Genomic DNA, 25,467 nt, shown 5'->3' on the forward strand with positions numbered 1-25,467 from the left:
CATGATGAACCACACCAACCGATTACCGAGCCAGATCTGGATCCTGACGCTCTCGGCCTTTGCGATTGGCACCGCCGAATTCGTGATAGCAGGCATCCTGCCACAAGTGGCCGAAAGCCTTGGGGTCAGCGCAGGTGGCGCAGGCAACCTGATTACCGTCTATGCGCTGGCCATTGTCATTGGCGGCCCCATCCTGACCCTCTGGCTGGCCCGCTTCGATAAAAAACGGGTGTTGATGGGCCTGATGGGGCTGTTTATCGTCGCCAATCTGCTCTCGGCCTTTAGCGACGACTACCTGATCCTGGCCATCAGCCGGGTGCTGGCCGGTCTCACACAGGGGCCTTTCTACGGCATCGGCGCCGTGGTTGCCACGCGCATGGTGCAAGACAAGATGGCCGGGCGAGCGGTAGGTCAGATGTTTGCCGGCCTCACCCTTGCCAACGTACTCGGCGTTCCCGCTGGCGCCTGGATCGGCAACAGCTTTGACTGGCATACCACCTTTCTGGCCGTGGCCGCTCTGGGGGCGGTCGCCCTGCTGGCCATCGCCGTCGCCATCGAACGCCAGCCAAAGGAGCTCCCCACCTCCATCGCCAGTCAACTGGCTGCGTTTCGCAACTGGAACTTGCTCGCCAGCCTGCTCTTCACCGTGCTTGGCTGGACAGGCTTCATGACGCTCTACGGCTACATTGCCCCCTTGGCAGAAGAGGTTGCCGGATTCGATCGCTCCGCGATCACTGGCGTGCTGGTGGTGATCGGTCTGGGTCTGGTGCTGGGCAACAATATCGGTGGTCACAGCGCCGACCGCAATCTGAAACGTTCTCTGCTGCTATGGCCACTGCTGACCATTCTGGCGCTGCTGTTGCTCGGTGCCGTAGAGCACTACTCCTTGCTGTTCCTGATCGCGGCCTTTCTGTTTGGGGTTGCCACCTTTGCCAACCTGCCCGCCATGCAGATGCGGGTCATGAAATATGGCAAGCAAGCTCCCGAGCTGGCCGCCACGGCCAATATCTCGGCATTCAACATCGCCAATGCGCTGGGGGGGATCATCGGCGGCACTGTGGTCGACAGCCACTTCGGCCCGGCCGCCTTGCCCTTCTTTGCCGCACTGGCTCCGCTGACGGGACTGCTGTTTATCCTGAGCCAGGAGCGTAGCCGCCGCGCAGCCCTGGCTTGCTGACCCTTTTTCGCCATGACCATCGCCCCCAAGAGGGGGCTAACAGGAGTCAGGATGACCATACGCGCCATCGACCATTTCACGCTGCGCACCCGCGCGCTGGAGCAAACCGTCGCCTTCTATCGCGAGGTAGTGGGCTTGCAGGAGGGGGGTCGCCCTCCCTTCCCCTTCGCTGGCCGCTGGCTCTATGCCGATGGCCGCCCACTGCTGCATCTGGTGGCCAGCGGCACCGACGAGGGATTGGCAAGCTATCTCGGCGTGCGGGGCGAGGATCACGGCAGCGGCTGCATCGACCATATCTCCCTGCGCGCCGAAGGTGCTGACGAGGTACAGGCCCGCCTGTTGCGCCTTGATATCCCTTTTGTCAGCCGCCTGATCCCGGAGCGGGGCGAGCTGCAACTGTTTTTGCAGGACAACAACGGCGTCATGGTTGAGCTGCTGTTTCTGGATGACACATCCCAAGAGGACAAGAGATGACCAGCAGACGCAATTTCATCAAAGGAGGCGCCGCCATCGTCACGCTGGCGGCCACGAGCCTGTCACTCACCGCGCGGGCAGTGACGCACTCGAACACCACTCAGCAATCGCACAAAGGAGACGGCCCCATGATCCGGCTTGGTATTACCGATCTATCGTTTCACCGCATGACCGGGGCGTTGGTCGCCGCCACACTCGAACTGCGCGGTTATCGGGTTACTCGCAGCTATGCACCCCATGAGGCGAACTTTGCCCGACTGGCCAGCGGAGAGATCGACATGCTGGCATCGGCATGGTTGCCCTCCAGCCACGGCATCTACAAGGAGCGGGTCGAGCAACAGGTCGATACCCGCGAGCTCGGGCTCCACTATCAACCCTATGCCCTCTGGGGAGTGCCGGACTATGTGCCCGCCGATCAGGTCGCCGAGGTGGCGGATCTGCTGCGCCCCGAAGTACGAACGCGCATGACACCGGTGATCCAGGGGATTGGCCCGGGGGCGGGAATCAGCCGCTTCTCCCGCCAGATCATGGCGGAATATGGCCTGGAAACCGCCGGTTACCGTTTTTTGAACGGGTCGCAAGAGGAGTGCCTCGCGGCATATGAGCGGGCCGTCGCAGCAGAGCGTTGGGCGGTCGTCCCCCTGTGGCGCCCCCAGTTCCTGCACGCGACCTACCGGATCCGTGAACTGAAAGAGCCAAAAGGGCTGCTCGGCGGGGTAGATCGGGCAGTGCTGCTGGCGCGCAGCGATCGGCTTCATCTGCTGGCCAGCGAAGATATCAGCCATCTCGATGGGCTGAGATTTGACAATGCCACCATTGAGCAGCTCGACCACCGTGTCAGTCGGCTGGGAGAACCACTCGATCAGGTCGCCAGAAGTTGGCTGGAAGGGCAAACAGCCTGAAGTACCGCAGTCATGGCAAGGGAAGCGATCTCATCGCTTCTCTTTTAACCACCCCCTGATTAGAATGCGCCTCCCACAGGAGGCACATAACCCATGAGTAGTACCCAACTGCGCACCACCCCGGATCGACTTCGCTATCTGGTTCTCTACGAAGGCATCGGGCTGGCACTGGTCGCGCCGCTGATCAGCCAGCTGTTCGGTCAGGGCGTCGCCGAGGTCGGTTCGCTGGCGATCTTCTTCTCCATCGTCGCCACTGCCTGGACCTACGGCTGGAACCTGTTGTTCGACAAGGGATTGCTCAAACTTTGCGGGCGCACCAACAAGCGGCCATTCGACCGCTTCCTGCACGCGTTTGGCTATGAGGCGAGCTTTATGATGCTCTCCCTCCCCTGCGTCATGTTCTGGCTGAAACTGGGACTGTGGGATGCCCTGATGCTGGATCTCGGCTTCGTCGCCTTCTACCTCGTCTACATCATGCTCTTTACCTGGGCCTATGAGCGGATCTGGCCGCTGCCATCCACCCCGCAGACGGCATGATGCCTCCTCCCCTGAAAGGTTGTCAGACGGGAGCGCAGGAACAGCGGGAATATTCAGGGAAACTAGCCGGAAGGAATGGGCATGCCCCATAAAAACAATGCCAGTCAGCAAGCTGACTGGCATTGGACAAAAACAGACTTTCGGACTTACTTGACGGCGTCTTTCAGAGCCTTGCCAGCCACGAATGAAGGCACGTTGGCAGCAGCAATCTGGATCTCGTTACCAGTTTGCGGGTTACGACCGGTGCGACCTGCGCGGTGGGTAACCTTGAAGGTGCCAAAACCGACCAGTTGCACAGCATCGCCTTCTTTCAAGCTCTGGGTGATACCATTGATGATCTCTTCCAGAGCCACTTTGGCCTGAGCTTTGCTCAGATCTGCTTTGGCGGCAATCGCATCGACAAGTTGAGCTTTGTTCATAACATTTCCTTTATGATCGGGCATTTAGCGCTGGGTCACTCTATGCAAAAAAAAACACTCAAGCAAAGGCTTTATCGAGCCGGACGCGTCAAACGCTGGGGTTTTCATCAAGATCTGCGGAAATAGTCACATTCCATACGTGAAAAAACGTGGCCGGGCCCGAAACCTGCTTGTTGCAAGAGCCAAGTACCTGTCTATTTCTTCCTCACTTAACAATATCCCCGCAAGCCTATTGACGCTTGGTCAGATTTTCCCTAGTTATAGATTGTGTCACTGCTCAAATGGCTCGGAAGCCCGATCAAACGCCCAGCCTTTGCCCCACGGAGGGATTATGTTGACGAAACTGGAACAGACCAAACAGGCGCTGGCTGGCAAGCATAAGGCGATCGACGATTGGCTGGATGCAAGGCAAGCCTTGCTGGTCGAGTATATGCGGCTGGCAGGCCTCACCCCGGCACGCACCAAGCAGCGCAACCTGCCCAAAACGGAAGAGCTGCAGCACTTTTGCGACAAACTGGTCGACTATGTGAGCGCGGGCCATTTCGAGATCTACCACCACGTGGTCACTGCCTTTGAGCAGGCCAGCGGCGAGACCCTGGAGCTGGCCAAGCGCATCTACCCCCATATCCGTACCAGCACCGAATTTGCCCTCGAGTTCAACGACAAATACAGTGATGCTGACGAGGCTCAATTGTTGCTACTCGATGATGATCTCAACGAGCTTGGCCCGGTACTGGAAGAGCGATTCAAGCAGGAAGATCGCCTGGTCAAGGCGCTCCATGTGGTGGAATCCTTGAGTGCCCAGCAAGCCTGAACGCCATTTTCGGGTCAAGTTCAAGATACTGGCAACCAAGGTGGATTACACTCAGAGCAACGACCTAGCATCCACACTTATTGCATAGCAGGAGATGAGCATGTCTGAGCGCCGCCGTTTTGCACGGATCCTCTACTTGACCATGGCAGAACTTACTCAGGGGGAACGAAAGTGGCAGACTCAACTTGTCGACGTCTCCTTGCAGGGGGCCCTGCTGATCAGACCCGACGACTGGGAGAGCCGTGACAACAAGGAGTACCAACTCAGCTTTATCCTGAGCGGTAGCGATATCGAAATCAGAATGCAGGTCGAGCTGACCCACGAAGCCAGCAAGAAACTGGGTTTCTACTGCCACCACATCGATATCGACAGCGCCACCCACCTCAAACGGATGATCGAGCTCAACGTTGGCGACGAAGAGCTGCTCCATCGCGAGCTGGAGCAACTGCTGAGCGAACATCTGGAACATACCCAACCCTGATGGCTGGTTTTACGCCGTAAAAAAAGAGCGCCGAGGCGCTCTTTTTTATTGCTGTGTTGTCTCAATGCCATGCCCTGCCGCGCAATTACAACGCCTCAAGCGCATCAGACAACTTCTTGACCGGCACCACTTCCATCCCCTCGATAGGGTGCTTGGGGGCATTGGCGTGCGGCACGATGGCGCGACGGAAACCATGCTTGGCCGCCTCCTGCAACCGCTCCTGACCGGACGGCACCGGGCGAATTTCGCCGGAGAGGCCCACTTCGCCGAATACCACCAGATCCTTGGGCAATGCCTGATCCCGGAAGCTGGAGACCATCGCCAGCAGCAGCGCCAGATCCGCACTGGTCTCCTCGACCTTGACCCCGCCAACCACGTTGATGAAGACATCCTGATCCGCCATCTGCAAGCCGCCGTGGCGGTGCAGCACCGCCAGCAGCATGGCGAGCCGGTTGTGATCCATCCCCACCGCCACTCGGCGCGGGTTGGAGAGCTGGGAGTAGTCCACCAGCGCCTGCAACTCCACCAGCAGCGGTCGGGTGCCCTCCCAGATCACCATGACGATGGAACCGGGCGCCTGCTCCTGGCCCCGACTGAGGAAGATGGCCGAGGGGTTGCTCACCTCACGCATCCCCTGCTCGGTCATGGCGAAGACCCCCAGCTCGTTAACCGCACCGAAGCGGTTCTTGTGGGAGCGCAGGGTCCGGAAACGGGAGTCATGGCCGCCATCGAGCAGCACCGAGCAGTCGATGCAGTGCTCCAGCACCTTGGGGCCCGCCAGACTGCCATCCTTGGTCACGTGACCCACCATAAAGATGGCCACATGGTTCTGCTTGGCGTAACGGGTCAGCAGTGCCGCCGCTTCACGCACCTGTGAGACAGAACCGGGGGAAGATTGCACATCCGCCACATGCATCACCTGAATGGAGTCGATCACCATGATCTGTGGCTGCTCCTGCTGGGCAATCAGGCAAATCTGCTCGACGCTGGTCTCGGAGAGCATCCGCAACTTGTCAGTAGGCAGACCAAGACGGTTGGCACGCATCGCCACCTGCTGGAGCGACTCCTCACCGGTGACATAGAGGGTTTTCATCCGTTCCGCCAGACCGCACATGGTCTGCAGCAGCAGGGTCGACTTGCCCGCCCCCGGATTACCGCCGATCAGAATGGCCGAGCCGGGCACCACACCGCCGCCAAGCACCCGATCCAGCTCCTTGAAGCCGGAGGTAAAACGGGGAATTTCGGTGGTGGCGATCTCTGCCAATGTCTGTACCTGACTGCCGACGGCACCGGCATAACCGGTGTAACGGGCACTCTTGCCAGCGGGCGTCACCGAGCCGAGACGCACCTCGGTGATGGTGTTCCACTCCTTGCACTCGCTGCATTGACCTTGCCAGCGTGTGAAGTCGGCACCACATTCGGAACAAACATAAGCAGTTTTATTTTTGGCCATTGATAACTCGGGGACAGGATGAATTCCTGCTTGATATACTTGTTTGCGACCGACAGATCAAACTCAGAATCGGAAAAGTGACTTTCCGTGGCAGGAACACATGGATTCAGAACACCAGCAACATCTGATTGAACAACTCGTCCCATTGCTGCGGGAGAAAGATTTCGATGAGATCTTCAACCGCATGACTCAGGAGGAAAACAGCAACAGCCGTTTTCTGATCAAGATGGAGCTCAAGCGCAAGTGCTCCCCCTGCCGCAGGGTCATCGACATGCGCGATGAACTGGAAGATGAGTGCCTGGTGCACGAGTTTGACGGCATCACCCACTTCATGCCGACCGAGGCTATCGGTCTGTTCCAGTCCCAGTGCTATCTCTACCGCGATATCTATACCCTTGGCGTCTATGAGGCGCTGCAACTGTGGCAAAAAAACCATCACCACGCCAAGGTGGACGGCCAGCTGTTACCACCAGCCAGCCCCTTCCGGCAATACGATGTCAATACCATCGCCTTTGCCAGCTACTACGGTCGCCGTCAGGAGCGGATGCACTTCAGCTCGCCGGTACTCATCAAGTTTCAGGATGGGGAGAAGCTGTTCGCCAAGAGTTCCGATCTCTCGCTGGGGGGGATGCGGGTCTCGGTCCCCTATCTACCCAACTATCACACCGGCGCTCAGGTGGAGGTCTTCTTTACCGGGCTGGAGCGGGACACCCCCAATCCAGTGCTGCATCAGCCGGTCGGCTACCAGATCCTCGGCGAAGAGAGCAAAGAGGGGAAATACTGGCTGCGGCTGGTACGCTCTGGCGAACAACCGGCATTCGATGCCTTCCTCAGCGACTTTATCGACGCCAACAAGATCCGCTATCGGGTCAGCGTCGACTACCTGCTCTCCGCCGCCATCATCAAAGGGTATGAGCAGTTCTACCTGCCACGGATGACCGGCATGCCGCTCTTCTTCGGTACCGGCGACTGTCCCAACCTCGAGATTGCCCTGCGTACCGAGAACAACCAGCATCTGTTGGAGTACTGGCGCGACGAGAAAAACCGCGACGCGCTGGCGGGCCTCTTCAACACCGAGCGAATGAAGCGGCTTTGCCCGACCCCAGGCGCTACCACAGAGACGCTCATCTACTGCTTTACCCACACGGTGCGCAGCCATATCTACTTCTTCTCGGCCACCGCCGAGGAGCTGCGCCAGAGCGGCCTCACTGCACTCTTTTTCCAAGTGGCCTCCCGCCGTCCCAGCTGGCGCGTCTACAAATTCTCGCTGGAGGCGTGCGAGTTGCTGGAGGCAGATGTCGGCCAGCTGCAAGGACTCGAGAATCCACAACTGCAAGATATCCTGCTGCTCGAGCGGCTCAAGCAGATCGGCTACTGCGGCCTGCTGCAGGAGATTAGCCAGGAGTCCCAGCGTGAAGAGTTCCATCAGGAGGGCGTCAGCCACAACGCCAACGAGCTGCAGCGCTTTGGCCACGAACAGGGGGCTGCCCCGTTCGAGATCGAGACCCTGCACTATGTCCAGCTGCGCAAGGAGTTGCGCTACATCCACAAAACTGCGGTCGCCATCCACCACAACGGCAAATCCTGGCTGGGCTGGACCCGTGACATCTCGACCCACGGCCTGCAGATCGAGTTGGAAGAGGCCTTTGTCGGCGAGAAAAACGATGTGGTGACCATCGCCCTGCCCCGCTTGCAGGAGCTCTCCAAGAGCATGGACTTGCAACATCTGGCCTACCGGCTGGTCAGTCTCAACATGACCCGTACCGTGTTGCACCTTTGCATCGAAGGGGATTCGGATCGCCACACCGGCCGCCAGTTCTTCAGCCTGCTGATCGAGAGCAACCAGAACAAGCTCAAGGCCGCGCAGGAGCAGCGCCGCTACCGCGGGCTGGCACGGGCGCTGCGCAACATCTACACCCATCACCTGTTCAACTCGCCGGTCTACGTCAACAAGCTGAAAGGGGCACCCAAACCGGCCTCTATCGGCAAGTCGCCCAAACCGCGCAGCCTGCAGCGGCTACTACAAGCCTGTGCCGAGCAGCCGGAGCAGGAGAACCTCTATCCGCTGTTTCAGGGGGAGTTGCTCAAGGAGCTGCTGATGACGCCACTGCGCGCCATCGAGCGTGAGGACAAGCCGAAAGAGGACGAGGTCTTCATCGCCAGCATCCAGACCAAGGCTGGCCTGCCCATCTTCAGCAGCCGCCTTGCCAGCAGCTTCACCAGCGTGAAAGAGAAGCGCCAGTTCATCGAGCAGGCGCAGCAACAGGGAGAGTTCTACTCGGTGCTGGTCGGCATCTCCCGCACCGGGCGACCCGACACCAACTTCATCGCCAACGAACTGGACTACATCGCCAAGTTCGCCATCCACAAGGCCAAAAAGCTGGAGGAGGAACTGTGGAGCGTGGTAGGGGTTGGCGAGCTGACCGACACCACCCAGGCCACCCTGTTCCGCCTCGGTATCACGCCGCCGCTGAACTGAATCTCCCCACACAGACCGAAAGAACACAGGGCGCATGATGCGCCCTGTTGTTTGTCATGCAGCCTGTGGATCCAGCAGCCAGTCGAGGATCCGGGGAAAGTGATCCTCCTGCGCCTGCGGAGCAGTCAGCATGTTGATGTGGTCGTAATCGAGCCGGTTGCCGTTGTCCCGCCCCAATCGGGTGTGGCGAGTGGTCGACCCCATCTCGTCGCTGAAACGGCGCACGTCGGTCGGGTGCCCCAGCACCTTGTCCGCTTTGGCCGAAATCATCCAGAGCGGTGGCCAGTTGACCCGCGCCGCCGCTTCGTCATAGGCAAAACCGTCGTGAGGATCCCGCCAGGGACCGCACTTGACCCAGGGGATGGTCTCCTGCAGATAGCGCAGCGGTTCGTCATCGGCACCGATCTTCAGATTGCGAGCTGCCAGAAAACCGCGGCGGCGCGCCAACCAGGGGGCCAGCCGGTTCCAGATCAGATCCACCTTCAGCCAACGCTCGGGATTGTGCACCGACACGCCGCGCTTGGTGCCAAAGAACAGCAGACTGGCCACCTGATCCGCCAGCTCGGGGAAGCGTACCAGGGTCGACGCCATGATGACACCGCCCCAGGAGTGGGCCACCCAGTGCACCTTGAAGCCGTGATGGCGCTCGGCCATCCAGCGGTGCAGGGCAGGGAGATCCTCGGTGATCAGTTCGTGCTGACCATGTTCGGCCTGCTCGGCAATGGCCGGGGTGCTGAGCCCCCGCCCACGCAAATCAGCCACATAGACCTGATAACCGTGGCGGGCCAGAAAGCAGGCCAGCCCCTTGCCAGACTCGGTGTAGAAGATCCGGCCATTCTCGATGGCACCATGCACCATCAGGATCGGCTCGCCATGTACGGCGACCCGGGGTTTGATGTGGCGCACATGCAGTTGATGGGCGCCGCAGGGGATAAACAGGGATTGCTGCAACAATTCCATTTTTATTGGTTTCCTCCATGAAACAATATCAGGGGCGATCCCAGCGCCGCTCGCTGCACGCCCGTGCCGCAAGCAGGCAGATAACTCCTTCCAGATCGTGATGGTTGAGCGTCGCAGCCGCCTGCGCCCGCACCAGCGGTTTGGCGTGAATCGCAATGCCAAGGCCCGCCACCCCCATCATCTTGAGATCGTTGGCACCATCGCCGATGGCCACGGTCTGGGCGGCAGCAATGCCGTACTCCTGCGCCAACTGCTGCAACACCTCGGCCTTGACGCTGGCATCGACGATGCGCCCACTCACCTTGCCGGTCAGCAGCCCCCCCTCCACCGCCAGCTCGTTGGCGAAGATGGCGTCGAGTCCGAGCGCCTGCTGCAGCTCGCCAGCAAAACGGGTAAATCCCCCCGAGGCGATCGCCACCTTCCAACCCGCCCCCTTGAGGGTATCGACCATCAGCTGCAAGCCGGGCATCCAGGGCATATTGGCCGCGACCTCGTCGAGAATGGTGACCGGCGCTCCTGCCAGCAGGGCCACCCGGTTGCGCAGGCTGTCGGAGAACTCCAACTTGCCCTGCATGGCCGCCGCCGTTACCGCCGCCACCTGCTCGCCCACCCCGGCAAGCCGGGCAATCTCGTCGATACACTCGATGCGGATCGCCGTGGAGTCCATGTCCATCACCAGCAGGCCGGGCTCGCTCAGGGTCGGCAGCGCGGGCAAGTGGCAGAGATCGATCTCCCACTCACCGCCCTTGAGCACGGCCACCAGCTCGGGGGAGAAGCGATCGCAACCAAGCAGCAGCAGCGGTACGCCCGCCACCTCGGTCGCCGGATAGAGGGTCGCCGCCACCCCATACTCTGCCAGCAGGGGAGCCAGCGCAGTCAGCGAAGTCGATCCCAGCCCCTTGCCAAACAGCACCAGCCAGCCGCCAGCCAACGGGATCTCTGCCGGTTGCAACGCATCAACATTGAGTTGCCAACAGGGCGAGCCGGACAACAACGCGGGCCAATCGGACAACAGAGGGGGGAGTCGGGACAACAACATAAGGGATACGCCTTCCTTGGTGATCAGGGGGTTAACAATGCTGGCCCAGAGTAGCGTATTGCTTTTTGTACAGGCAAGCGCCAAGATCCGGCCACCCCTTGTCACCATGAGGCCTCGCGCTTGCAGCGTCATCTCCCCATCAAACGTGTTCTCAGCCTGGCTGCCGGTATCCTGCTCGGATGCTGGGTGCTCGGCGTGCTCATCCATATGCAGCGGGAAAGCCAGGCGGCACTGCACAGCGAGGCGCGTAACCGGGCGCAGGCACTGGTAGCCTATGCCGCCCGCGATATGAAACGCTGGATCAAGGAGGAGAAGAGCAGCGAGCTGGAGCGGCTGGCGCGGGATCTGGCGGCAGAGCCGGAGATCCTCGATGCCACCCTCTATGACGGGCGCGGCATTCCCCTCGCCCAGTCGGAACAGGCAGTGCCGCTGGATAGCCTGCTGCCCATCGGCAGCGGTAACAAGTCACTGCCGGAGCAGGGCAAGGGACGGGTCCAGTTCGTACAGGAGATCAGGGATGGCGAGCTGACCATCGGCTTCCTGCGCATCACCCTGGAAGAGCAGCAGATGCTGGCGGGTAAGAGTACCCGGCTCAAGGTGGCGCAGGAGAAGCAGCAGCTGATGCTGCTGGTCGCCCTGCTGGCCGGAGTGCTCATCTCCTACGGCGTGCGCCGTAACTACATGCGGGTGCGCAAACACAAGAAAAAGAGCAAACCGACCGATCAGCCGTAGACCGGCGTCGATCCCCCTGCCACCTTGTATATACCCATGAGGGTAGAACCCGCAGGAGAGCTGCATGATTGCCCCTACTTTGCCCGTGGATGAAGAGAGTCGGCTGGCACGGCTGCGGATCCTCGGGCTGCTCGATCGCGAACCCATCGACCATCTGGATCGCCTGACCCGCCTCATCAGCCGCCATTTCGCTCTGCCCGTGACGCTGGTCTCCCTGACCGATGCAGACCGCCAGTGGTTTTTGGCCCGCACCGGCATCCCACTGTGCGAGATTGGCCGGGATATCTCCTTCTGCGGTCATGCCATTTTGCAGCCCGGCATCATGCAGGTGCCGGATGCCCGCCTCGATCCCCGCTTTGCCGACAATCCGCTGGTGATCGGGCCACCCCACGTGGTCTTCTACGCTGGCCGCCCCCTGCGGGCGCTGGATGGGGTGGTACTCGGCACCCTCTGTCTGGTAGACAGCAAGCCGCGCCACCTGGACGAGCTCCAGTGTCAGGATCTCGATGACTTCGGCCTGCTGGTGGAGAACACCCTGCACGACCTCGAGCGACGCCATCAGGTGCGCAGCCTCAGCAATGTGCTGGAAGATCAGGAACATCTCTTTACCCAGACCTTCAACCAGTCGGCGGTCGGCATGGCCCTCTCCTCGCTGGAGGGGGTCTGGCTCAAAACCAATCCGGGGTTGCAACAGCTGCTCGGTTATCACGAACAGGAGATGCTGGGTCGCACCTGGCAGACCATGACCCACCCCGAGGATCTGGCACAGGAGCTGCCACTCTTTCAGGCACTGCTCGCTGGCCAGCGCCAGCACTACCGGCTGGAGAAGCGGATGTTTCGGGCCGACGGCACCCTCTGCTGGGTGCAACTGAACGTGACACTGTGTAGAAGTCGCACCGCCGCACCTCACCTGATCGCCGTGTTTGCCGACCTTACCGAGCGCAAACAGGCCGAGGAAAAACTGCTGCAGCTGCAGTTAGGGCTGGCGATGCAGGTGCGGGATCGCACCCGCGAACTGTCGGCCACCGTCGACCAACTGCACCGCGCCATGGGAGAGAGCGAGCGCAACCGCGCCCGGCTGCGCGCTATCACCGACGGTTTGCCAGTCACCATCAGCATGGTCTCTCCCGAAGGGCGCTACCTGTTTGCCAATCAGGCCTATTGCCACTATTTCGGGCTCGACCCAACCCGCATGCTCGAGATGAGCGTGCGGGAGGTGATCGGTGAAGCGTCCTATGCACTGGCCATGAGCCATCTGGCCCGGGCGCAGGCAGGGGAGCAGGTGAGTTTCGAGAACCGCTTTGAGCTGCCCATCGGCCCACGGGATCTGCAGATCACCATGATCCCGAGTCAGGGAGATGAGCCGGGCGTCTATATCCTGGGGACCGACATTACCGAGTTCAAAGCCCTGCAGAGCCAGCTTGAGCATGAGGCCACCCATGACCTGCTCACCGGCCTGCCTAACCGCCGAGCCTTCACCCTGCGTCTGAGCCGTGAGCTGGCGCGGGTACACCATGACGGGGGGGCGATCGGCCTGCTGTTTCTCGATCTGGATGGTTTCAAGGCGATCAACGACCAACTGGGGCACCATGTAGGGGATGCCCTGCTGCATCGCTTCGCCAACGTGCTTTGCGCCCAAGTGCGCCCCGGCGACATGGTGGCCCGCCTCGCTGGCGACGAGTTCACCATCATTCTGCCAGCCTTGACCCACCCGGAGCAGGAGCTCCCTGCCCTCTGTGAACGGCTGCTGGCCGCCATGGCGGAACCGTGGGATGTGGCCGGCCACCAGCTACCGCTGGCGGGCAGCATCGGTGGCGCCCTCTGCCACTCAGGCCAGCCCTGCCATATCGACGAGCTGCTGAACCGCGCCGACGCGGCCATGTATCGGGCCAAGATGGCGGGCAAGGGGCGCTTTTCCCTCGACCTCTGACCTTCCACTTCCTGGCTCAGAAATGCAAAACGGCGGCCCGCAGGCCGCCGCTTTTATTCCACTTGTCATTCCACTACGACAGATTACTTGTCGCCCAGCAGGACGGAGTCCAGCGCGATCTCGATCATGTCGTTGAAGGTCAGCTGACGCTCTTCGGCAGTGGTCTGCTCACCGGTACGGATATGGTCGGAAACGGTACAGATGGTCAGTGCCTTGGCACCGTACTCTGCGGCCACGCCATAGATACCGGCGGCTTCCATCTCGACACCCAGGATGCCGTATTTTTCCATGACGTCGAACATGGAGGGATCCGGGGTGTAGAACAGGTCGGCGGAGAAGATGTTACCAACGCGCACCGGAGTGCCCTTGTTCTTGGCAGCTTGCACGGCATTGGCAACCAGGTCGAAGTCGGCGATGGCTGCGAAGTCGTGATCTTTGAAACGCAGACGGTTTACTTTGGAGTCGGTGCAGGCACCCATACCGATCACCACGTCACGCAGTTTCACATCTTCACGCACGGCACCGCAGGAGCCCACGCGGATCAGGGTCTTCACACCGTAATCGGTGATCAGCTCTTTTGCGTAGATGGAGCAGGACGGGATACCCATGCCGTGGCCCATGACGGAGATACGACGGCCCTTGTAGGTACCGGTAAAGCCGAACATGTTGCGCACGTCGCAGATCTGTTCGACGTTCTCCAGGAAAGTTTCAGCGATGTACTTGGCGCGCAGGGGGTCACCCGGCATCAGCACGGTATCAGCAAAAGCGCCATCTTTCGCATTAATATGGGGAGTTGCCATTCTCTTGATTCCTTCACACAGGTTGAGTTTTATTGTTTTATAAATTGCCCGCCGCCGAAGTGGCGGGCGGGGAAATTACAGGAAACTGCTACCGTATTCCAGTTTCGGCAGACCATGGTACGCCGCAATGCTCTGGCCGATATCGGCAAAGGTTTCGCGACGACCGACGGAACCGGCCTTGACCGGCTTGCCGAAGAACAGCACCGGAATGTATTCACGGGTGTGGTCGGTGCCACCCCAGGTCGGGTCACAGCCGTGGTCAGCGGTCAGCACCACGACGTCGCCATCTTGCAGCAGGGCGAACAGCTCCGGCAAGCGCGCATCGAAATACTCCAGCGCCTCGGCGTAGCCCTTCACGTCACGACGGTGGCCGTAGGAGGAATCAAAGTCGACGAAGTTGGTAAAGACGATGGTGTTGTCACCGGCCGCTTTCACCTCTTCCAGAGTACGGTCCCACAACTCAACCAGACCTGTACCCTTCACCTTCTTGGTGATGCCCTGCTCGGCATAGATGTCGGCGATCTTGCCGATGGAGACCACCTGGCCACCCGCATCTTTCATGTAGTCGAGCACGGTCGGTGCCGGCGGCAGCACGGAGTAGTCGTGACGGTTGCCGGTACGTTTGAAGTTGCCCTTGCCAGTGCCCACGAACGGACGCGCGATGACGCGGCCAATGTTGTAGGGCTCCAGCAGCTCGCGCACGATGTGGCACAGCTCATAGAGCTTCTCGAGGCCGTAGGTCTCTTCGTGGCAGGCAATCTGGAACACGGAGTCGGCAGAGGTGTAGAGGATCGGCTTGCCGGTGCGCATATGCTCTTCACCGAGATCGTCCAGCACCTGGGTACCGGAGGCGTGGCAGTTGCCCAGATAACCCGGCAGGCCAGCCTTCTCCACGATGGCGTCCAGCAGCTCCTGCGGGAAGCTGTTGGAATGATCCTTGAAGTAGCCCCACTCGAACAGCACGGGCACACCGGCGATCTCCCAGTGGCCGGACGGGGTGTCCTTGCCGGAGGAGAGCTCCTGGGCAAAGCCGTAGGCACCGACTACATCGATATCTTTCTTCAGCCCTTCCGGGAAGTAGCCGGACGCCTGCTCGCAGGCGTGGCCCAGACCCAGCTTGTTGAGGTTTGGCAGATTGAGGGCACCACGGCCTTCAATTTCACCCGCCGCACACGCTTTGGCGATATGGCCAAGGGTGTTGGCGCCCACATCTCCGAATTTGTCGGCGTCGGCAGCAGCGCCAATACCGAAAGAGTCCATCATCAGAATAAAAGTACGTTTCATGGGTCTTCCCCTTGTTACAAATCAGCCAAGGTGATGCGGCGGTACACTTCAGGCAGTGCTTCCGGCTGCTCGTCACCAATCTGGACAGCAGCCTGCACCATGCTGGCAGCCTGAGCATATTGCTCTTCCGTCTGAGCGTGGATCATGGCGATCGGCTTGTCAGCATCGACGCGTTGACCCAGGCGGATAAAGTCGGTCAGACCGACCGCATAATCGAGTTTGTCACCGGCAGCGCGGCGACCGCCGCCCATGGCCACCACGGCCAAGCCCACTTCACGGGTATTCATGGCGGTCACGAAACCGCTGTTGGCCGCGAATACCGGGCGCACGATGGCAGCCTTCGGCAGGTGGTGATCATAACGTTCCATAAAGTCGGACGGACCACCGAGGCCGGTTACCATGCGGCCGAAGATCTCGGCAGCCTTGCCGTTGTCCAGTACCGCCTGCAGCTTGGCGCGGGCATCACGCTCATCGCTGGCCAGACCGGCAGAGATCAGCATCTCGCAAGCCAGCGCCATGGTCACTGCGTGGATGCGCGGGTTGCGGTACTCACCGGTCAGGTAACGCACCGCTTCGCGCACTTCCACCGCATTACCGGCGCTGGAGGCCAGAACCTGGTTCATGTCGGTCAGCAGGACGGAGGTGCGGCAGCCAGCACCGTTGGCCACGGCCACAATGCTCTTGGCCAGCTCTACGGAGGCCTCGAAGGTCGGCATAAAGGCACCGGATCCCACCTTGACGTCCATCACCAGAGCTTCAAGCCCGGAGGCAAGCTTCTTGGAGAGGATGGAGCCGGTGATCATGGCGATGGATTCAACAGTCGCAGTGATATCCCGTACCGCATAGATGCGCTTGTCAGCCGGGGCCAGATCGCCGGTCTGACCGATGATGGCGACACCCGCCTCTTTCACCACTTTCAGGAAACGATCGTTGTCGACCGAGGTCTGGTAGCCGGGAATGGCATCCAGCTTGTCCAGCGTACCACCGGTGTGGCCCAGGCCACGGCCGGAGATCATCGGCACGAAACCGCCGCACGCGGCAACCATTGGGCCAAGCATCAGGGAAACCACATCACCCACACCACCGGTGGAGTGTTTGTCGACAATCGGGCCACCCAGGTTCAGATGATCCCAGGAGAGCACCATGCCGGAGTCGCGCATGGCACAGGTCAGGGCAACCCGCTCATCCATGGTCATGTCTTTGAAGTAGACCGCCATCGCCAGCGCCGCGATCTGCGCCTCGCCGATGGTGTTGTTGGTAATGCCCTGAACGAAGAATTGAATTTCTTGGGTACTGAGCGCTTCACCGTTGCGCTTCTTGCGAATAATTTCTTGAGGCAAAAACATCTTTCATTCCCTCCGCCATCGCTGGCGTAAAACAAGCCTGAATCCTTGCCCGCGCACCTCATGGTGGGGGCTTAACAGGGCGGGAGAGTCCCGCCCTCTCATCAACTTATTATTAGTAACCGCTGGTGTTGGCCGGCTTCTCGCCGTGCCCCAGGGTAGCCAGCAAGCTGGCCAGCAGGCTGGAGGCACCGAAGCGGAAAGTGCGGGCGGAGACCCAGTCATTGCCGAGGATCTCTTCGGCCATGGCCAGATATTGACCGGCAACGGCTGCGTCTTTCACGCCACCAGCAGGCTTGAAGCCGACTTTCGGATTCTTGGCCTTGATCACTTCCATCATGATGCGCGCCGCTTCCGGAGTCGCATTGACCGGTACCTTGCCGGTAGAGGTCTTGATGAAATCGGCACCGGCATCGATACAGATTTCAGAAGCACGACGGATCAGCGCCTCTTCTTTCAATTCACCGGTTTCGATGATCACTTTCAGCAGCACGTTGGCGCCACAGGCTTCTTTACAAGCTTTGACCAGATCAAAACCGATCTGTTCATTGCCCGCCATGAAGGCGCGGTACGGGAACACCACGTCCACTTCGTCGGCACCATAGGCAACGGCAGCACGGGTTTCGGCCACGGCGATCTCGATGTCGTCGTTACCGTGCGGGAAGTTGGTCACGGTCGCGATGCGCACATCGGCAGCACCGATCTCACGCAGAGTCTTGCGAGCGATAGGGATAAAACGGGGATAGATGCAGACGGCGGCAGTCAGGCCTGCCGGTGACTTGGCCTTGCGGCACAGGTCGATCACCTTCTGATCGGTGTCATCATCGTTCAGGGTGGTCAGGTCCATCAGGTTCAGGGCGCGCTGGGCGGCCACTTTCAGATCGGTCATTCTATTCTCCAAAGTCTCGATTTAATCCAGATAACCGGGCACCACCACAACATCCAGCAAATGAATGGATAGGTGTAGATCCCCAGCTATACGGGAATGGAATTACAGTGCGAATGCGGAGGCATGACGACTGTAAATAAGGCAAGAGCCCTGTCACTTTCTTACAAAAGTGCGGACTTGGTTCCATGAAGACTTGAGAAAGGCCGACAACATCTGACCCGACTTCCCAATCAATTCCATTTGACCGCCAACACCCGATTTCATCGAGTATTAGTCATTGCCAGCACCCTGCTGGCAACGCCTATTTCAGCCGAGATACCCCCTGTTTGCAAGCCGGATTTGCCAATTTCAGAGGTACCTCACATCTGGCAAATCCCTGTCAAAAAAACCTTACGAAAAGAAGCGAGTCAGGATCCAGGAGTAGGCCAGCCCCCCCAGATAGACCCCGACGATCCCCATCACCCCGGACAGAACGGGAGGTGCCGGGATCGGCAATTTGAGGAAAGAAAACAACAAACCGACAATAAAACCAGCAACCATTGCCAGTAGTGCTTCACTCATACGACCCCCGAATTGTCCTATTTAAATTATTAGTTTAGATAGGAAAACGGTTGTCACTGCTCCATATGCCAACGCCACGACTGATGCCGTGGCGTTGGTGTTTAACGTCTGTCAATCAGACCCAAATTACATGGCAGACAATGCCAGGAAGAAGCCTGCGATAGTGGCAGACATCAGGTTTGACAGAGAGCCAGCCAGTACGGCTTTCAGGCCAAAACGTGCAATGGTGCCACGGCGGTTCGGTGCCATGGAGCCCAGACCACCGAGCAGAACAGCGACGGAAGAGAGGTTGGCAAAACCACACAAAGCAAAGGAGATGATCGCCTTGGTGTGCTCAGACATCGCAACACCATTGATCAGCATTTCATTTTTGATGTACGGAGCAAAATTCAAATAAGCAACGAACTCGTTCACCACCACTTTCTGACCGATGAAGGAACCGGCAACAACGGCTTCGCTCCAAGGCACACCGATCAGGAAGGCCAGCGGGGAGAAGACCCAGCCCAGCAGCAGCTCCAGAGAGAGTTGCGGATAGCCGAACCAGCCACCGACACCAGAGAAGATGCCGTTAATCATGGCGATCAGGGCAACGAAAGCCAACAACATGGCGCCCACATTCAACGCTAATTGCATACCGGCAGCAGCACCTGCGGCAGCAGCATCGATCACGTTGGCAGGCTTGTCATCCAACTCGTCATCGTTAGAGTTAGTATCATAGCTAGGGGTTTCAGTCTCAGGAACCAGCAGCTTGGCGAACAGCAGACCACCGGGAGCAGCCATGAAAGAGGCAGCAATCAGGTACTCCATCTTGACCCCCATGCCGGCGTAACCAACCATCACCGCACCCGCAACAGAAGCCAGACCACCACACATGACGGCAAACAGCTCGGAATCTGTCATCTTGGCAATGTAAGGACGAACTAACAGCGGCGCTTCGGTCTGACCGACAAAGATATTGGCAGTAGCAGAGAGGGATTCTGTACGGGAAGTTCCCAATACTTTCTGCAGACCACCACCCAACAGGTTAATAACAACCTGCATAATCCCCAGATAATAGAGTACGGCAATCAGAGAAGAGAAAAATACAATGGTCGGCAAAATTCTAATGGCAAATACCATACCGCCGCCGCCAAATAGTTCAAACATCTTATCGCTGGCCAGGCCTGCAAATAGGAAGTCGATACCATATTTACCGTACGAAAATACTTCTGACACACCACTAGACACTGCATAAAGAATGTCACGGCCAATCGGTACATACAAAACAAACGCACCGAGTAGCAGTTGAATTATAAAAGCACCAACAACAGTACGCTTGTTGATGGCCTTACGATTACTGGAGAACAATATTGCGATAAGGATGAGTGTGACCATCCCCACCAAACTCATGATTATACTCATTATAAAAACATCCTCTTAGAGCAGCACCCAAATTGTTAATTTAATGTAGCGATATCGATGTATCAAAGGGAGCGCATTATACTAATTAAAAGCCGATAAAATAGAATGCTGGTCACATTTTATCGTTATCAAAATGTCCAAGTGCCACAAAATTAGACAGCAAACGATTTTTACGCTCATTTTTTTTCCTTACAGCTTGCTCAAATGTTGCAAAAATGTTTCTACAACATTAGCCGTGATGGAAAAGACGCCGAGCATTATCAGACAACATATTAGCAACATGCTCTGAGGATTCTTCCCGAAACGCCATGAATAGCGCCGCGATTTTTGGTAATGATTCCGGGGTATTTCTGGCTCCTTGCTCGCCCTGCAACGGCATATCGGGCGAGTCGGTTTCCAGCACCAGGGCCTCGAGCGGCATGGCCCGAAATACCTCGCGGGTTTTGTTCGCTCGCTCAAAACTGATCACCCCACCCACCCCGAGGCGAAAGCCCAGTTGCCAGAATGCCTTCGCCTGCTGCAGCGAACCGCTGAAGGCGTGGATCACCCCGCCACGTGGCGGCTTGAAGCGGCGCAAGACCTTGGCCACCGAGTCATTGGCACGCACCGAGTGGATCATCAGGGGTAACCCGGCCTCGCATGCCAGCCGGATCTGAGCCTCAAACAGCGCAAGCTGCCCCTCCTGCGGCACGTGAGAGCGCAGATCCAGCCCACACTCGCCAATGGCCACCAGCCCGGCAGGTTGGCTCATCACCAACGTCCGTAGGCGCTCCATCACCCCTTCCCGCTGCTCACCGGCATACCAGGGATGAATACCCAGACCATAAAAGAGGTCAGCATGCTGATCTGCCAGTGCCATCACACGAGTCCAGTTATCCTCTGCGATGGCAGGAATGATATACTCCGTCACCCCTAATGCTCGGCAACGGGCTAGCAGCGCCTCCCGGTCCTGGTCGAAAACCGGAAAGTCGAGATGGCAATGGGTATCTATCAGCTGCATATCACTCACACCTGTTTGCGGTATTTAATGGGTCATTGAACATGATGAACAACAGAAACAACGGCTTTACCCTGATTGAACTGGTGCTGGTGATCATAGTGCTGGGGATCCTGGCCGTCACCGCCCTGCCCCGCTTTATCAATATCAAGGATGATGCCCTGAAAAGCACGGTCTCGGCGACCGCAGGCAGCTTTGCCAGTGCAGTACAGCTGACTCATGCTGGCTGGGCGGTGAAAGTGAAAGGGCAAAATCTCGCACTGTATAACTTCAGTGGGATGGGCAACAAAGATCTGGATATCAACCACTATGGCTGGCCTGTAGGCACGGAAGAAGGTGGTCAAGGAATAGATGAACCATCTACAGGTGGAGGTAGCAACGAGATCTCTGTTAACAGCAGGGATGACTGCGCTCTTCTTTTCGCCGCAATACTTGATACTGATCAGTCTGTGGCTGATGAGGACAAGAAGGACGAAAACACAGTTTATATCTCAAAGCTAATTCCTGCAGATGACCAAACTGAACCAAGTGGTTTAGAACACTCAAACTGCCGTTATATTCTGCAAGAATCTGTGGGCCGCTTCCCTAGTAATTCAGATTATGAAAACGGCCTCGGCTTTGAGTACAACAGTGTTACCGGTGCCGTGACCCGCAATTTTGATTGAGCTTGGCCTCTTCTGTGCAGGCTCGCTCTTTTGCTGGATCTTCATCATAACGAACCGGCGTGCAGCAGCGCCGGTTCTCCTGAGTGAGCCCCCACTCCTCGCACCACGCGTCGTAACGGGCCAGCCAACGTAGCAATACCCCTTTCATCGTCACACCTCCGCCAACAGATTCAGGTCAAAAATCATCCTAATCAGAGTCGGCAAGGGGAGCAAGTAGTCCCCATTATTGTGATCGGGCGAGATAAAAAAGAGCCGGTCAGCGTGGCTGACCGGCTCTTTTAACATTCCCTGAAGAGATTATCCGATAAGCGACAGCTCATCGGCCTCACAGGCTCTTCAGCTTCTCTTCCGGCAGGGCCAGCTCGTCGTTGTGGTTAACGCCGATGCCGCGCTCCAGCACATGGCGAGCGATGGCATGGGCCTCTTCCAGCGAATGCATACTGTAGGTACCGCACTGATACTCGTTCAGCTCGGGGATCTTGCCCTGCTCCTGCACGGTCAGCACGTCGCTCATGGCGGCCTGCCAGGCGGCGCCGACACGAGCTTCATCCGGCGCACCAATCAGGCTCATGTAGAAACCGGTACGGCAACCCATGGGGGAGATGTCGATGATCTCCACACCGTTGCCATTCAGATGATCACGCATAAACCCGGCAAACAGGTGCTCCAGCGTATGGATACCGCGCTCGGAGAGGATCTCCTGGTTCGGTACGCAGAAACGCAGGTCGAACACGGTAATGGTGTCCTTGTTCGGGGTCTGCATGGTCTTGGCCACACGCACCGCAGGCGCTTCCATACGGGTGTGGTCAACGGTAAAACTGTCCAATAACGGCATTTCTGACTCCTGATTTGGTTACCAGAACCAACCCCCACGGGAGAGCTGAGCCTGGCATTGACGGTACTGGGCGCCGTAGCGCTGGGCGCGAGCTTCCACCTTGCGAGAGGTCTTCATCAACCACCCCTTGCTACGATAGCTGCCACGCCGGTAGCCACCCCACCCTTCGTGATAGTTGAGGTACTGGCCATAGGCATCCCACTTGGAGGTGCCATTGAGCCGCTGGGCTTTGTTAGTGTACCAACCCATAAAATCGATGGCGTCGGCAAAGTCATCGCGGTCACTCCAGCTGTTGCCGGTTTCCCGCTGGTAATCAGCCCAGGTTTCATCTTTGACCTGAGCATAACCATAAGCTGAACTGGCCCGCCCGGTCGGGATGAAGAGGAAATACTGCATCGGCGGCTGGGCATCATGTACGTAAGAGGACTCCTGATACATCATGGCCATCACCACATGGATCGGCGTCCCCCACTTCTCGTTCATCTTGAGCGCAGCCTTGTGCCACTCCGGCTTCTCACGAAAGATCTGGCACAGATTCTCCGGCTGAGCCGGTGGGCGGGTACTGCAGGCTGTCAGGCTAGCCAACATGCTGGCACCCACCAGAACGCGCATCCACCCCATCAAATGAGGTCGCGCTTCGCGCCTCTGGTCAGGTAAAGAGATAGCCAAGGTCAGATCGCGTCTTCGTTCTCTTCGCCGGTACGGATACGAATGACACGCTCCACCTCGCAGACGAAGATCTTGCCATCACCAATCTTGCCGGTGCGGGCAGTATTCTGGATCGCTTCCAGACAAGCATCGAGATCCTCGTCCTGCACCACCAGTTCTACCTTCACTTTTGGCAGGAAGTCGACCATATATTCGGCGCCGCGATAGAGCTCGGTATGGCCCTTCTGGCGGCCGAAGCCTTTGACTTCGGAAACAGTCATGCCGTTGATGCCGATCTCGGCCAGGGCCTCGCGCACATCGTCCAGCTTGAACGGTTTGATGATGGCTTCAATCTTCTTCATGGTGACTCCTTACCAGTTCTGTTTGCCGAACCCGGATGTAATGGGGTAACGGCGATCCTTACCAAAGTTGCGAGCCGTAATACGGGGCCCGACCGCCGCCTGACGGCGCTTGTATTCGTTGAGATCCACCAGCCGGATCACCTTGCGTACCACAGCCTCCTCGAAGCCCTCTGCCACCATGTCGGCAACCGAGGCATCCTCTTCCACGTAGCGCTTAAGGATCGCATCGAGGATGTCGTAAGGAGGCAGGCTGTCCTGATCCACCTGATCCGGCGCCAGCTCCGCTGAAGGAGGACGGTCGATAACCCGCTGCGGGATCACATAGTCGACCGAGTTGCGATATTCGCACAATTTGAAGACCAGCGTCTTGGGCACATCTTTCAGCACGTCGAAACCGCCCGCCATGTCTCCGTACAGAGTGGCATAACCGACCGCCATTTCGCTCTTGTTGCCAGTGGTCAGCACGATGCGACGACGTTTGTTGGAGAGCGCCATCAACAGCACACCGCGGCAGCGCGCCTGCAGGTTCTCTTCGGTGGTATCGCGCGCGGTACCTTCAAACAGCGGCGCCAGCTGGGTCATAAACCCTTCGAACATCGGCTCAATGGAGACGATATTGAACTCAACCCCCATCCGCTCGGCCTGCTCTTTGGCATCCTCGACACTCATCTGGGCGGTGTAGCGGAACGGCATCATCACCGCCTGCACCTTGTCGGCCCCGATGGCATCGGCCGCGATGGCCAGCGTCAGTGCCGAGTCGATCCCGCCGGAGAGACCCAGTACAGCCCCGTGGAAGCCGTTCTTGGTGACATAGTCACGCACCGCCAGCACCAGCGCCTGATAGGTCTCGGCCAACGGAGCCAGCGGCGCCGCAGGTTCCCGCTCTTTCACCGGTTGACCATCGGCAAAGCGCACCAGCGCCAGCTCTTCAGCAAACGGTGCCAGTTTGTGGGTCAACTCGCCCTGGCTGTTGAACACCTTGGAGCAGCCGTCGAAAATCAGCTCATCCTGACCGCATACCTGATTGAGGTAGACCAGTGGCAGGCCGGTCTGATCACAGCGCTCTGTCATCAGCTCGCGGCGGATCCAGGGTTTTTCCTGATCGTAAGGCGACGCATTGATGGTGAGCAGCAGCTCGGCGCCTGCTGCCTTGGCGGCCAGCGCCGGACCAGGTTGCCACAGGTCTTCACAGATGAGCAGCCCCAACTGGTGGCCACGGAACGGTACCACGCAGGTCTCAGCGGCAGCAGTGAAGTAGCGCTTCTCGTCGAATACCCCGTAGTTGGGCAAGTCCTGCTTGAAGTAACGGGCAATCAGCTTGCCCTGCTCATAAAGGGACGCTGCGTTGTAGAGCGCCTCCCCGTCACGCCAGGGATGCCCCACCAAAATGGCACAGTTGCCCTGCCATGCGGCAACGCGAGCCAGCGCGGCATCGACCCGGATCATCAAATCGGCACGCAGCAGCAGATCTTCCGGTGGATAGCCGGTCAGGGCCAGCTCGGAGCAGACCAGCAGATCAGCGCCTTGCTGTTCGGCTTGAGCAGCCGCAGCGAGCACTTTGTCAGTGTTATCTTCGATGGCGCCTACCGTCAGATTCAACTGGGCAAGCATCAGAGAGAGGGCTTTTGCCATGGCGATGCATCTTAAAATCAAAAATGATGGGGAATGATAAAGAAAAGGGGGGCAATCTGCCAGTTCAAGACAGGTGTTTGCATGTGACAGCAAGCAACGGGAAGGATAAGCTGTAAATAGTCACGGAACGACAAGCCTCAGGCCACTATGAAACAACACGGATTTACCTTATTAGAGCTGATGATCGCCATAGCTTTGGGGGTCATACTGCTTGGCATTGGTATTCCCTCCCTCGGCGATTTGCTCAAAGAGAACACCGCCAAATATGAAAGCGAGCGACTGATGAAACATCTGCATTTTGCTCGTAATCAGGCGATCAGCGATCAACAAACCGTGACGGCATGTTTGATAAATAGCAACGACCAATGCGTATCAACCAATCCCAACCAATTTCTTGTATTTACTGATGACAACAGTAACTCCAGGCTAGACATCGGCGAAACCGAGCTCGCACGAACTCCGGCATTTGCATCCGATGCCATCATCAGCTCAACAAGAACTCGTGTCTTGTTTGCACCAGACGGCACCAGTCTGGGTACCAATATGACCATCAAAGTGTGTGTCAGCGAGGAGCCGGAGATTGATCTGGTCATTGCTGTCTCCGGCCGCAGCAGCAGGACAGATACCACGACTATTTGTCCCTGATTGCCAAG

Annotated in this window: 27 protein-coding genes; 11 read left to right on the forward strand and 16 right to left on the reverse strand. The window is 58.4% G+C overall.

Annotated elements, in window-relative coordinates; all coding sequences use genetic code 11:
- Position 1 precedes the first annotated feature (1 nt).
- The 4 genes from LD28_RS0102640 (at position 2) to LD28_RS0102655 (ending at position 3,090) form a co-directional block, all read left to right on the forward strand.
- The gene (locus LD28_RS0102640) at positions 2-1,177 is read left to right on the forward strand and encodes an MFS transporter (protein WP_241462250.1); all 1,176 of its coding nucleotides are present in this window, start codon (positions 2-4) and stop codon (positions 1,175-1,177) included.
- A gap of 51 nt (positions 1,178-1,228) precedes the next feature.
- Entirely contained in the window at positions 1,229-1,651 is a 423-nt protein-coding gene (locus LD28_RS0102645; RefSeq protein ID WP_033135474.1) for a VOC family protein, read from the forward strand.
- A complete protein-coding gene (locus LD28_RS0102650) occupies positions 1,648-2,553 on the forward strand; it encodes a glycine betaine ABC transporter substrate-binding protein (protein WP_081959395.1) in 906 nt (301 codons plus the stop codon). Before LD28_RS0102645 ends, LD28_RS0102650 begins: the two co-directional genes overlap by 4 nt.
- 93 nt (positions 2,554-2,646) lie before the next feature.
- Positions 2,647-3,090 carry a PACE efflux transporter gene (locus tag LD28_RS0102655; protein ID WP_050514244.1) on the forward strand — a complete coding sequence of 148 codons (444 nt, stop codon included), beginning with the start codon at positions 2,647-2,649 and terminating at the stop codon, positions 3,088-3,090.
- 146 nt (positions 3,091-3,236) lie between these two features.
- Here LD28_RS0102655 and LD28_RS0102660 read toward each other — a convergent pair whose 3' ends face one another.
- Entirely contained in the window at positions 3,237-3,509 is a 273-nt protein-coding gene (locus tag LD28_RS0102660) for an HU family DNA-binding protein (protein WP_033135475.1), read from the reverse strand.
- Between the two features lie 331 nt (positions 3,510-3,840).
- Between LD28_RS0102660 and LD28_RS0102665 the strand changes: the two genes are divergently transcribed.
- Both LD28_RS0102665 and LD28_RS0102670 read left to right on the forward strand, forming a co-directional pair.
- The gene (locus tag LD28_RS0102665; protein ID WP_033135476.1) at positions 3,841-4,323 is read left to right on the forward strand and encodes an Rsd/AlgQ family anti-sigma factor; all 483 of its coding nucleotides are present in this window, start codon (positions 3,841-3,843) and stop codon (positions 4,321-4,323) included.
- A gap of 100 nt (positions 4,324-4,423) precedes the next feature.
- Positions 4,424-4,804 (forward strand): PilZ domain-containing protein, encoded by a 381-nt coding sequence (locus LD28_RS0102670; RefSeq protein ID WP_033135477.1) that lies wholly within the window; start codon positions 4,424-4,426, stop codon positions 4,802-4,804.
- An 85-nt stretch (positions 4,805-4,889) separates the two neighbouring features.
- Here LD28_RS0102670 and radA read toward each other — a convergent pair whose 3' ends face one another.
- On the reverse strand, positions 4,890-6,257 hold the full coding sequence (radA, locus tag LD28_RS0102675) for a DNA repair protein RadA (RefSeq protein WP_033135478.1): 1,368 nt from the start codon (positions 6,255-6,257) through the stop codon (positions 4,890-4,892).
- A gap of 100 nt (positions 6,258-6,357) precedes the next feature.
- Between radA and LD28_RS0102680 the strand changes: the two genes are divergently transcribed.
- A complete protein-coding gene (locus tag LD28_RS0102680; protein ID WP_033135479.1) occupies positions 6,358-8,736 on the forward strand; it encodes a PilZ domain-containing protein in 2,379 nt (792 codons plus the stop codon).
- 54 nt (positions 8,737-8,790) lie between these two features.
- Here LD28_RS0102680 and LD28_RS0102685 read toward each other — a convergent pair whose 3' ends face one another.
- Entirely contained in the window at positions 8,791-9,696 is a 906-nt protein-coding gene (locus LD28_RS0102685; protein ID WP_033135480.1) for an alpha/beta hydrolase family protein, read from the reverse strand.
- A gap of 28 nt (positions 9,697-9,724) precedes the next feature.
- Complete coding sequence (gene serB, locus LD28_RS0102690) at positions 9,725-10,735, reverse strand: phosphoserine phosphatase SerB (RefSeq protein ID WP_033135481.1); 1,011 nt, start codon at positions 10,733-10,735, stop codon at positions 9,725-9,727.
- 120 nt (positions 10,736-10,855) lie between these two features.
- Here serB and LD28_RS0102695 point away from each other — a divergent pair, with 120 nt between their 5' ends.
- Both LD28_RS0102695 and LD28_RS0102700 read left to right on the forward strand, forming a co-directional pair.
- Positions 10,856-11,467, forward strand: a complete 612-nt coding sequence (locus LD28_RS0102695) for an AhpA/YtjB family protein (RefSeq protein ID WP_033135482.1) — start codon at positions 10,856-10,858, stop codon at positions 11,465-11,467.
- 64 nt (positions 11,468-11,531) lie between these two features.
- On the forward strand, positions 11,532-13,397 hold the full coding sequence (locus tag LD28_RS0102700; RefSeq protein WP_033135483.1) for a bifunctional diguanylate cyclase/phosphodiesterase: 1,866 nt from the start codon (positions 11,532-11,534) through the stop codon (positions 13,395-13,397).
- Between the two features lie 83 nt (positions 13,398-13,480).
- Here LD28_RS0102700 and deoD read toward each other — a convergent pair whose 3' ends face one another.
- From deoD to LD28_RS0102735, 7 genes are all read right to left on the reverse strand, one after another.
- Complete coding sequence (gene deoD, locus LD28_RS0102705; protein WP_033135484.1) at positions 13,481-14,197, reverse strand: purine-nucleoside phosphorylase; 717 nt, start codon at positions 14,195-14,197, stop codon at positions 13,481-13,483.
- A gap of 75 nt (positions 14,198-14,272) precedes the next feature.
- A complete protein-coding gene (locus LD28_RS0102710; protein WP_033135485.1) occupies positions 14,273-15,481 on the reverse strand; it encodes a phosphopentomutase in 1,209 nt (402 codons plus the stop codon).
- Between the two features lie 14 nt (positions 15,482-15,495).
- A complete protein-coding gene (gene deoA, locus LD28_RS0102715; protein ID WP_033135486.1) occupies positions 15,496-16,827 on the reverse strand; it encodes a thymidine phosphorylase in 1,332 nt (443 codons plus the stop codon).
- A 112-nt stretch (positions 16,828-16,939) separates the two neighbouring features.
- A complete protein-coding gene (gene deoC / locus LD28_RS0102720) occupies positions 16,940-17,713 on the reverse strand; it encodes a deoxyribose-phosphate aldolase (RefSeq protein WP_033135487.1) in 774 nt (257 codons plus the stop codon).
- A gap of 390 nt (positions 17,714-18,103) precedes the next feature.
- On the reverse strand, positions 18,104-18,274 hold the full coding sequence (locus tag LD28_RS0102725) for a XapX domain-containing protein (RefSeq protein WP_033135488.1): 171 nt from the start codon (positions 18,272-18,274) through the stop codon (positions 18,104-18,106).
- A gap of 126 nt (positions 18,275-18,400) precedes the next feature.
- On the reverse strand, positions 18,401-19,675 hold the full coding sequence (locus tag LD28_RS0102730) for a NupC/NupG family nucleoside CNT transporter (RefSeq protein WP_033135489.1): 1,275 nt from the start codon (positions 19,673-19,675) through the stop codon (positions 18,401-18,403).
- A gap of 229 nt (positions 19,676-19,904) precedes the next feature.
- Positions 19,905-20,675: a TatD family hydrolase gene (locus LD28_RS0102735; RefSeq protein WP_033135490.1), complete on the reverse strand. Its 771-nt coding sequence runs from the start codon at positions 20,673-20,675 to the stop codon at positions 19,905-19,907.
- 41 nt (positions 20,676-20,716) lie between these two features.
- Between LD28_RS0102735 and LD28_RS0102740 the strand changes: the two genes are divergently transcribed.
- Positions 20,717-21,337 (forward strand): type II secretion system protein, encoded by a 621-nt coding sequence (locus tag LD28_RS0102740; protein WP_033135491.1) that lies wholly within the window; start codon positions 20,717-20,719, stop codon positions 21,335-21,337.
- On the opposite strand, the gene LD28_RS23335 is transcribed toward LD28_RS0102740, so the two are convergent.
- The 5 genes from LD28_RS23335 to LD28_RS0102760 all read right to left on the reverse strand — a co-directional run bounded on the left by LD28_RS23335 (position 21,306) and on the right by LD28_RS0102760 (position 24,814).
- Positions 21,306-21,485, reverse strand: coding sequence for a DUF5363 family protein (locus tag LD28_RS23335; protein ID WP_081959399.1), 180 nt, complete (start codon positions 21,483-21,485; stop codon positions 21,306-21,308). The two genes, LD28_RS0102740 and LD28_RS23335, sit on opposite strands and share 32 nt — an antisense overlap.
- A 177-nt stretch (positions 21,486-21,662) precedes the next feature.
- Positions 21,663-22,172, reverse strand: a complete 510-nt coding sequence (luxS, locus tag LD28_RS0102745) for an S-ribosylhomocysteine lyase (protein WP_033135492.1) — start codon at positions 22,170-22,172, stop codon at positions 21,663-21,665.
- An 18-nt stretch (positions 22,173-22,190) separates the two neighbouring features.
- On the reverse strand, positions 22,191-22,784 hold the full coding sequence (locus LD28_RS0102750; protein WP_277619813.1) for a transglycosylase SLT domain-containing protein: 594 nt from the start codon (positions 22,782-22,784) through the stop codon (positions 22,191-22,193).
- A gap of 59 nt (positions 22,785-22,843) precedes the next feature.
- Positions 22,844-23,182 carry a nitrogen regulatory protein P-II gene (gene glnB, locus LD28_RS0102755; protein WP_005308848.1) on the reverse strand — a complete coding sequence of 113 codons (339 nt, stop codon included), beginning with the start codon at positions 23,180-23,182 and terminating at the stop codon, positions 22,844-22,846.
- A 9-nt stretch (positions 23,183-23,191) separates the two neighbouring features.
- Complete coding sequence (locus LD28_RS0102760) at positions 23,192-24,814, reverse strand: NAD+ synthase (RefSeq protein WP_033135494.1); 1,623 nt, start codon at positions 24,812-24,814, stop codon at positions 23,192-23,194.
- Positions 24,815-24,961: 147 nt separating this feature from the next.
- On the opposite strand from LD28_RS0102760, the gene tppE reads away from it, so the two are divergent.
- A complete protein-coding gene (gene tppE, locus LD28_RS0102765; protein ID WP_033135495.1) occupies positions 24,962-25,459 on the forward strand; it encodes a type IVa pilus pseudopilin TppE in 498 nt (165 codons plus the stop codon).
- Positions 25,460-25,467 lie beyond the last annotated feature (8 nt).

This window comes from Aeromonas finlandensis (genome assembly GCF_000764645.1).
Taxonomy (GTDB): Bacteria; Pseudomonadota; Gammaproteobacteria; order Enterobacterales; family Aeromonadaceae; genus Aeromonas; species Aeromonas finlandensis.

Excerpts from the sequence above, each read along its gene's own strand:
- LD28_RS0102735 (WP_033135490.1), bottom strand. The coding sequence starts at position 20,675 with ATGCAGCTGATAGATACCCATTGCCATCTCGACTTTCCGGTTTTCGAC.
- LD28_RS0102670 (WP_033135477.1), top strand. The coding sequence starts at position 4,424 with ATGTCTGAGCGCCGCCGTTTTGCACGGATCCTCTACTTGACCATGGCA.
- LD28_RS0102645 (WP_033135474.1), top strand. The coding sequence starts at position 1,229 with ATGACCATACGCGCCATCGACCATTTCACGCTGCGCACCCGCGCGCTG.
- LD28_RS0102685 (WP_033135480.1), bottom strand. The coding sequence starts at position 9,696 with ATGGAATTGTTGCAGCAATCCCTGTTTATCCCCTGCGGCGCCCATCAA.
- LD28_RS0102665 (WP_033135476.1), top strand. The coding sequence starts at position 3,841 with ATGTTGACGAAACTGGAACAGACCAAACAGGCGCTGGCTGGCAAGCAT.
- LD28_RS0102760 (WP_033135494.1), bottom strand. The coding sequence starts at position 24,814 with ATGGCAAAAGCCCTCTCTCTGATGCTTGCCCAGTTGAATCTGACGGTA.
- LD28_RS0102640 (WP_241462250.1), top strand. The coding sequence starts at position 2 with ATGATGAACCACACCAACCGATTACCGAGCCAGATCTGGATCCTGACG.
- deoC (WP_033135487.1), bottom strand. The coding sequence starts at position 17,713 with ATGACCGATCTGAAAGTGGCCGCCCAGCGCGCCCTGAACCTGATGGAC.
- radA (WP_033135478.1), bottom strand. The coding sequence starts at position 6,257 with ATGGCCAAAAATAAAACTGCTTATGTTTGTTCCGAATGTGGTGCCGAC.
- LD28_RS23335 (WP_081959399.1), bottom strand. The coding sequence starts at position 21,485 with ATGAAAGGGGTATTGCTACGTTGGCTGGCCCGTTACGACGCGTGGTGC.
- LD28_RS0102750 (WP_277619813.1), bottom strand. The coding sequence starts at position 22,784 with ATGCGCGTTCTGGTGGGTGCCAGCATGTTGGCTAGCCTGACAGCCTGC.
- LD28_RS0102700 (WP_033135483.1), top strand. The coding sequence starts at position 11,532 with ATGATTGCCCCTACTTTGCCCGTGGATGAAGAGAGTCGGCTGGCACGG.
- LD28_RS0102660 (WP_033135475.1), bottom strand. The coding sequence starts at position 3,509 with ATGAACAAAGCTCAACTTGTCGATGCGATTGCCGCCAAAGCAGATCTG.
- glnB (WP_005308848.1), bottom strand. The coding sequence starts at position 23,182 with ATGAAGAAGATTGAAGCCATCATCAAACCGTTCAAGCTGGACGATGTG.
- LD28_RS0102650 (WP_081959395.1), top strand. The coding sequence starts at position 1,648 with ATGACCAGCAGACGCAATTTCATCAAAGGAGGCGCCGCCATCGTCACG.
- LD28_RS0102710 (WP_033135485.1), bottom strand. The coding sequence starts at position 15,481 with ATGAAACGTACTTTTATTCTGATGATGGACTCTTTCGGTATTGGCGCT.
- luxS (WP_033135492.1), bottom strand. The coding sequence starts at position 22,172 with ATGCCGTTATTGGACAGTTTTACCGTTGACCACACCCGTATGGAAGCG.
- deoA (WP_033135486.1), bottom strand. The coding sequence starts at position 16,827 with ATGTTTTTGCCTCAAGAAATTATTCGCAAGAAGCGCAACGGTGAAGCG.
- LD28_RS0102725 (WP_033135488.1), bottom strand. The coding sequence starts at position 18,274 with ATGAGTGAAGCACTACTGGCAATGGTTGCTGGTTTTATTGTCGGTTTG.
- deoD (WP_033135484.1), bottom strand. The coding sequence starts at position 14,197 with ATGGCAACTCCCCATATTAATGCGAAAGATGGCGCTTTTGCTGATACC.
- LD28_RS0102730 (WP_033135489.1), bottom strand. The coding sequence starts at position 19,675 with ATGAGTATAATCATGAGTTTGGTGGGGATGGTCACACTCATCCTTATC.
- LD28_RS0102680 (WP_033135479.1), top strand. The coding sequence starts at position 6,358 with ATGGATTCAGAACACCAGCAACATCTGATTGAACAACTCGTCCCATTG.
- tppE (WP_033135495.1), top strand. The coding sequence starts at position 24,962 with ATGAAACAACACGGATTTACCTTATTAGAGCTGATGATCGCCATAGCT.
- LD28_RS0102655 (WP_050514244.1), top strand. The coding sequence starts at position 2,647 with ATGAGTAGTACCCAACTGCGCACCACCCCGGATCGACTTCGCTATCTG.
- LD28_RS0102740 (WP_033135491.1), top strand. The coding sequence starts at position 20,717 with ATGATGAACAACAGAAACAACGGCTTTACCCTGATTGAACTGGTGCTG.
- serB (WP_033135481.1), bottom strand. The coding sequence starts at position 10,735 with ATGTTGTTGTCCCGACTCCCCCCTCTGTTGTCCGATTGGCCCGCGTTG.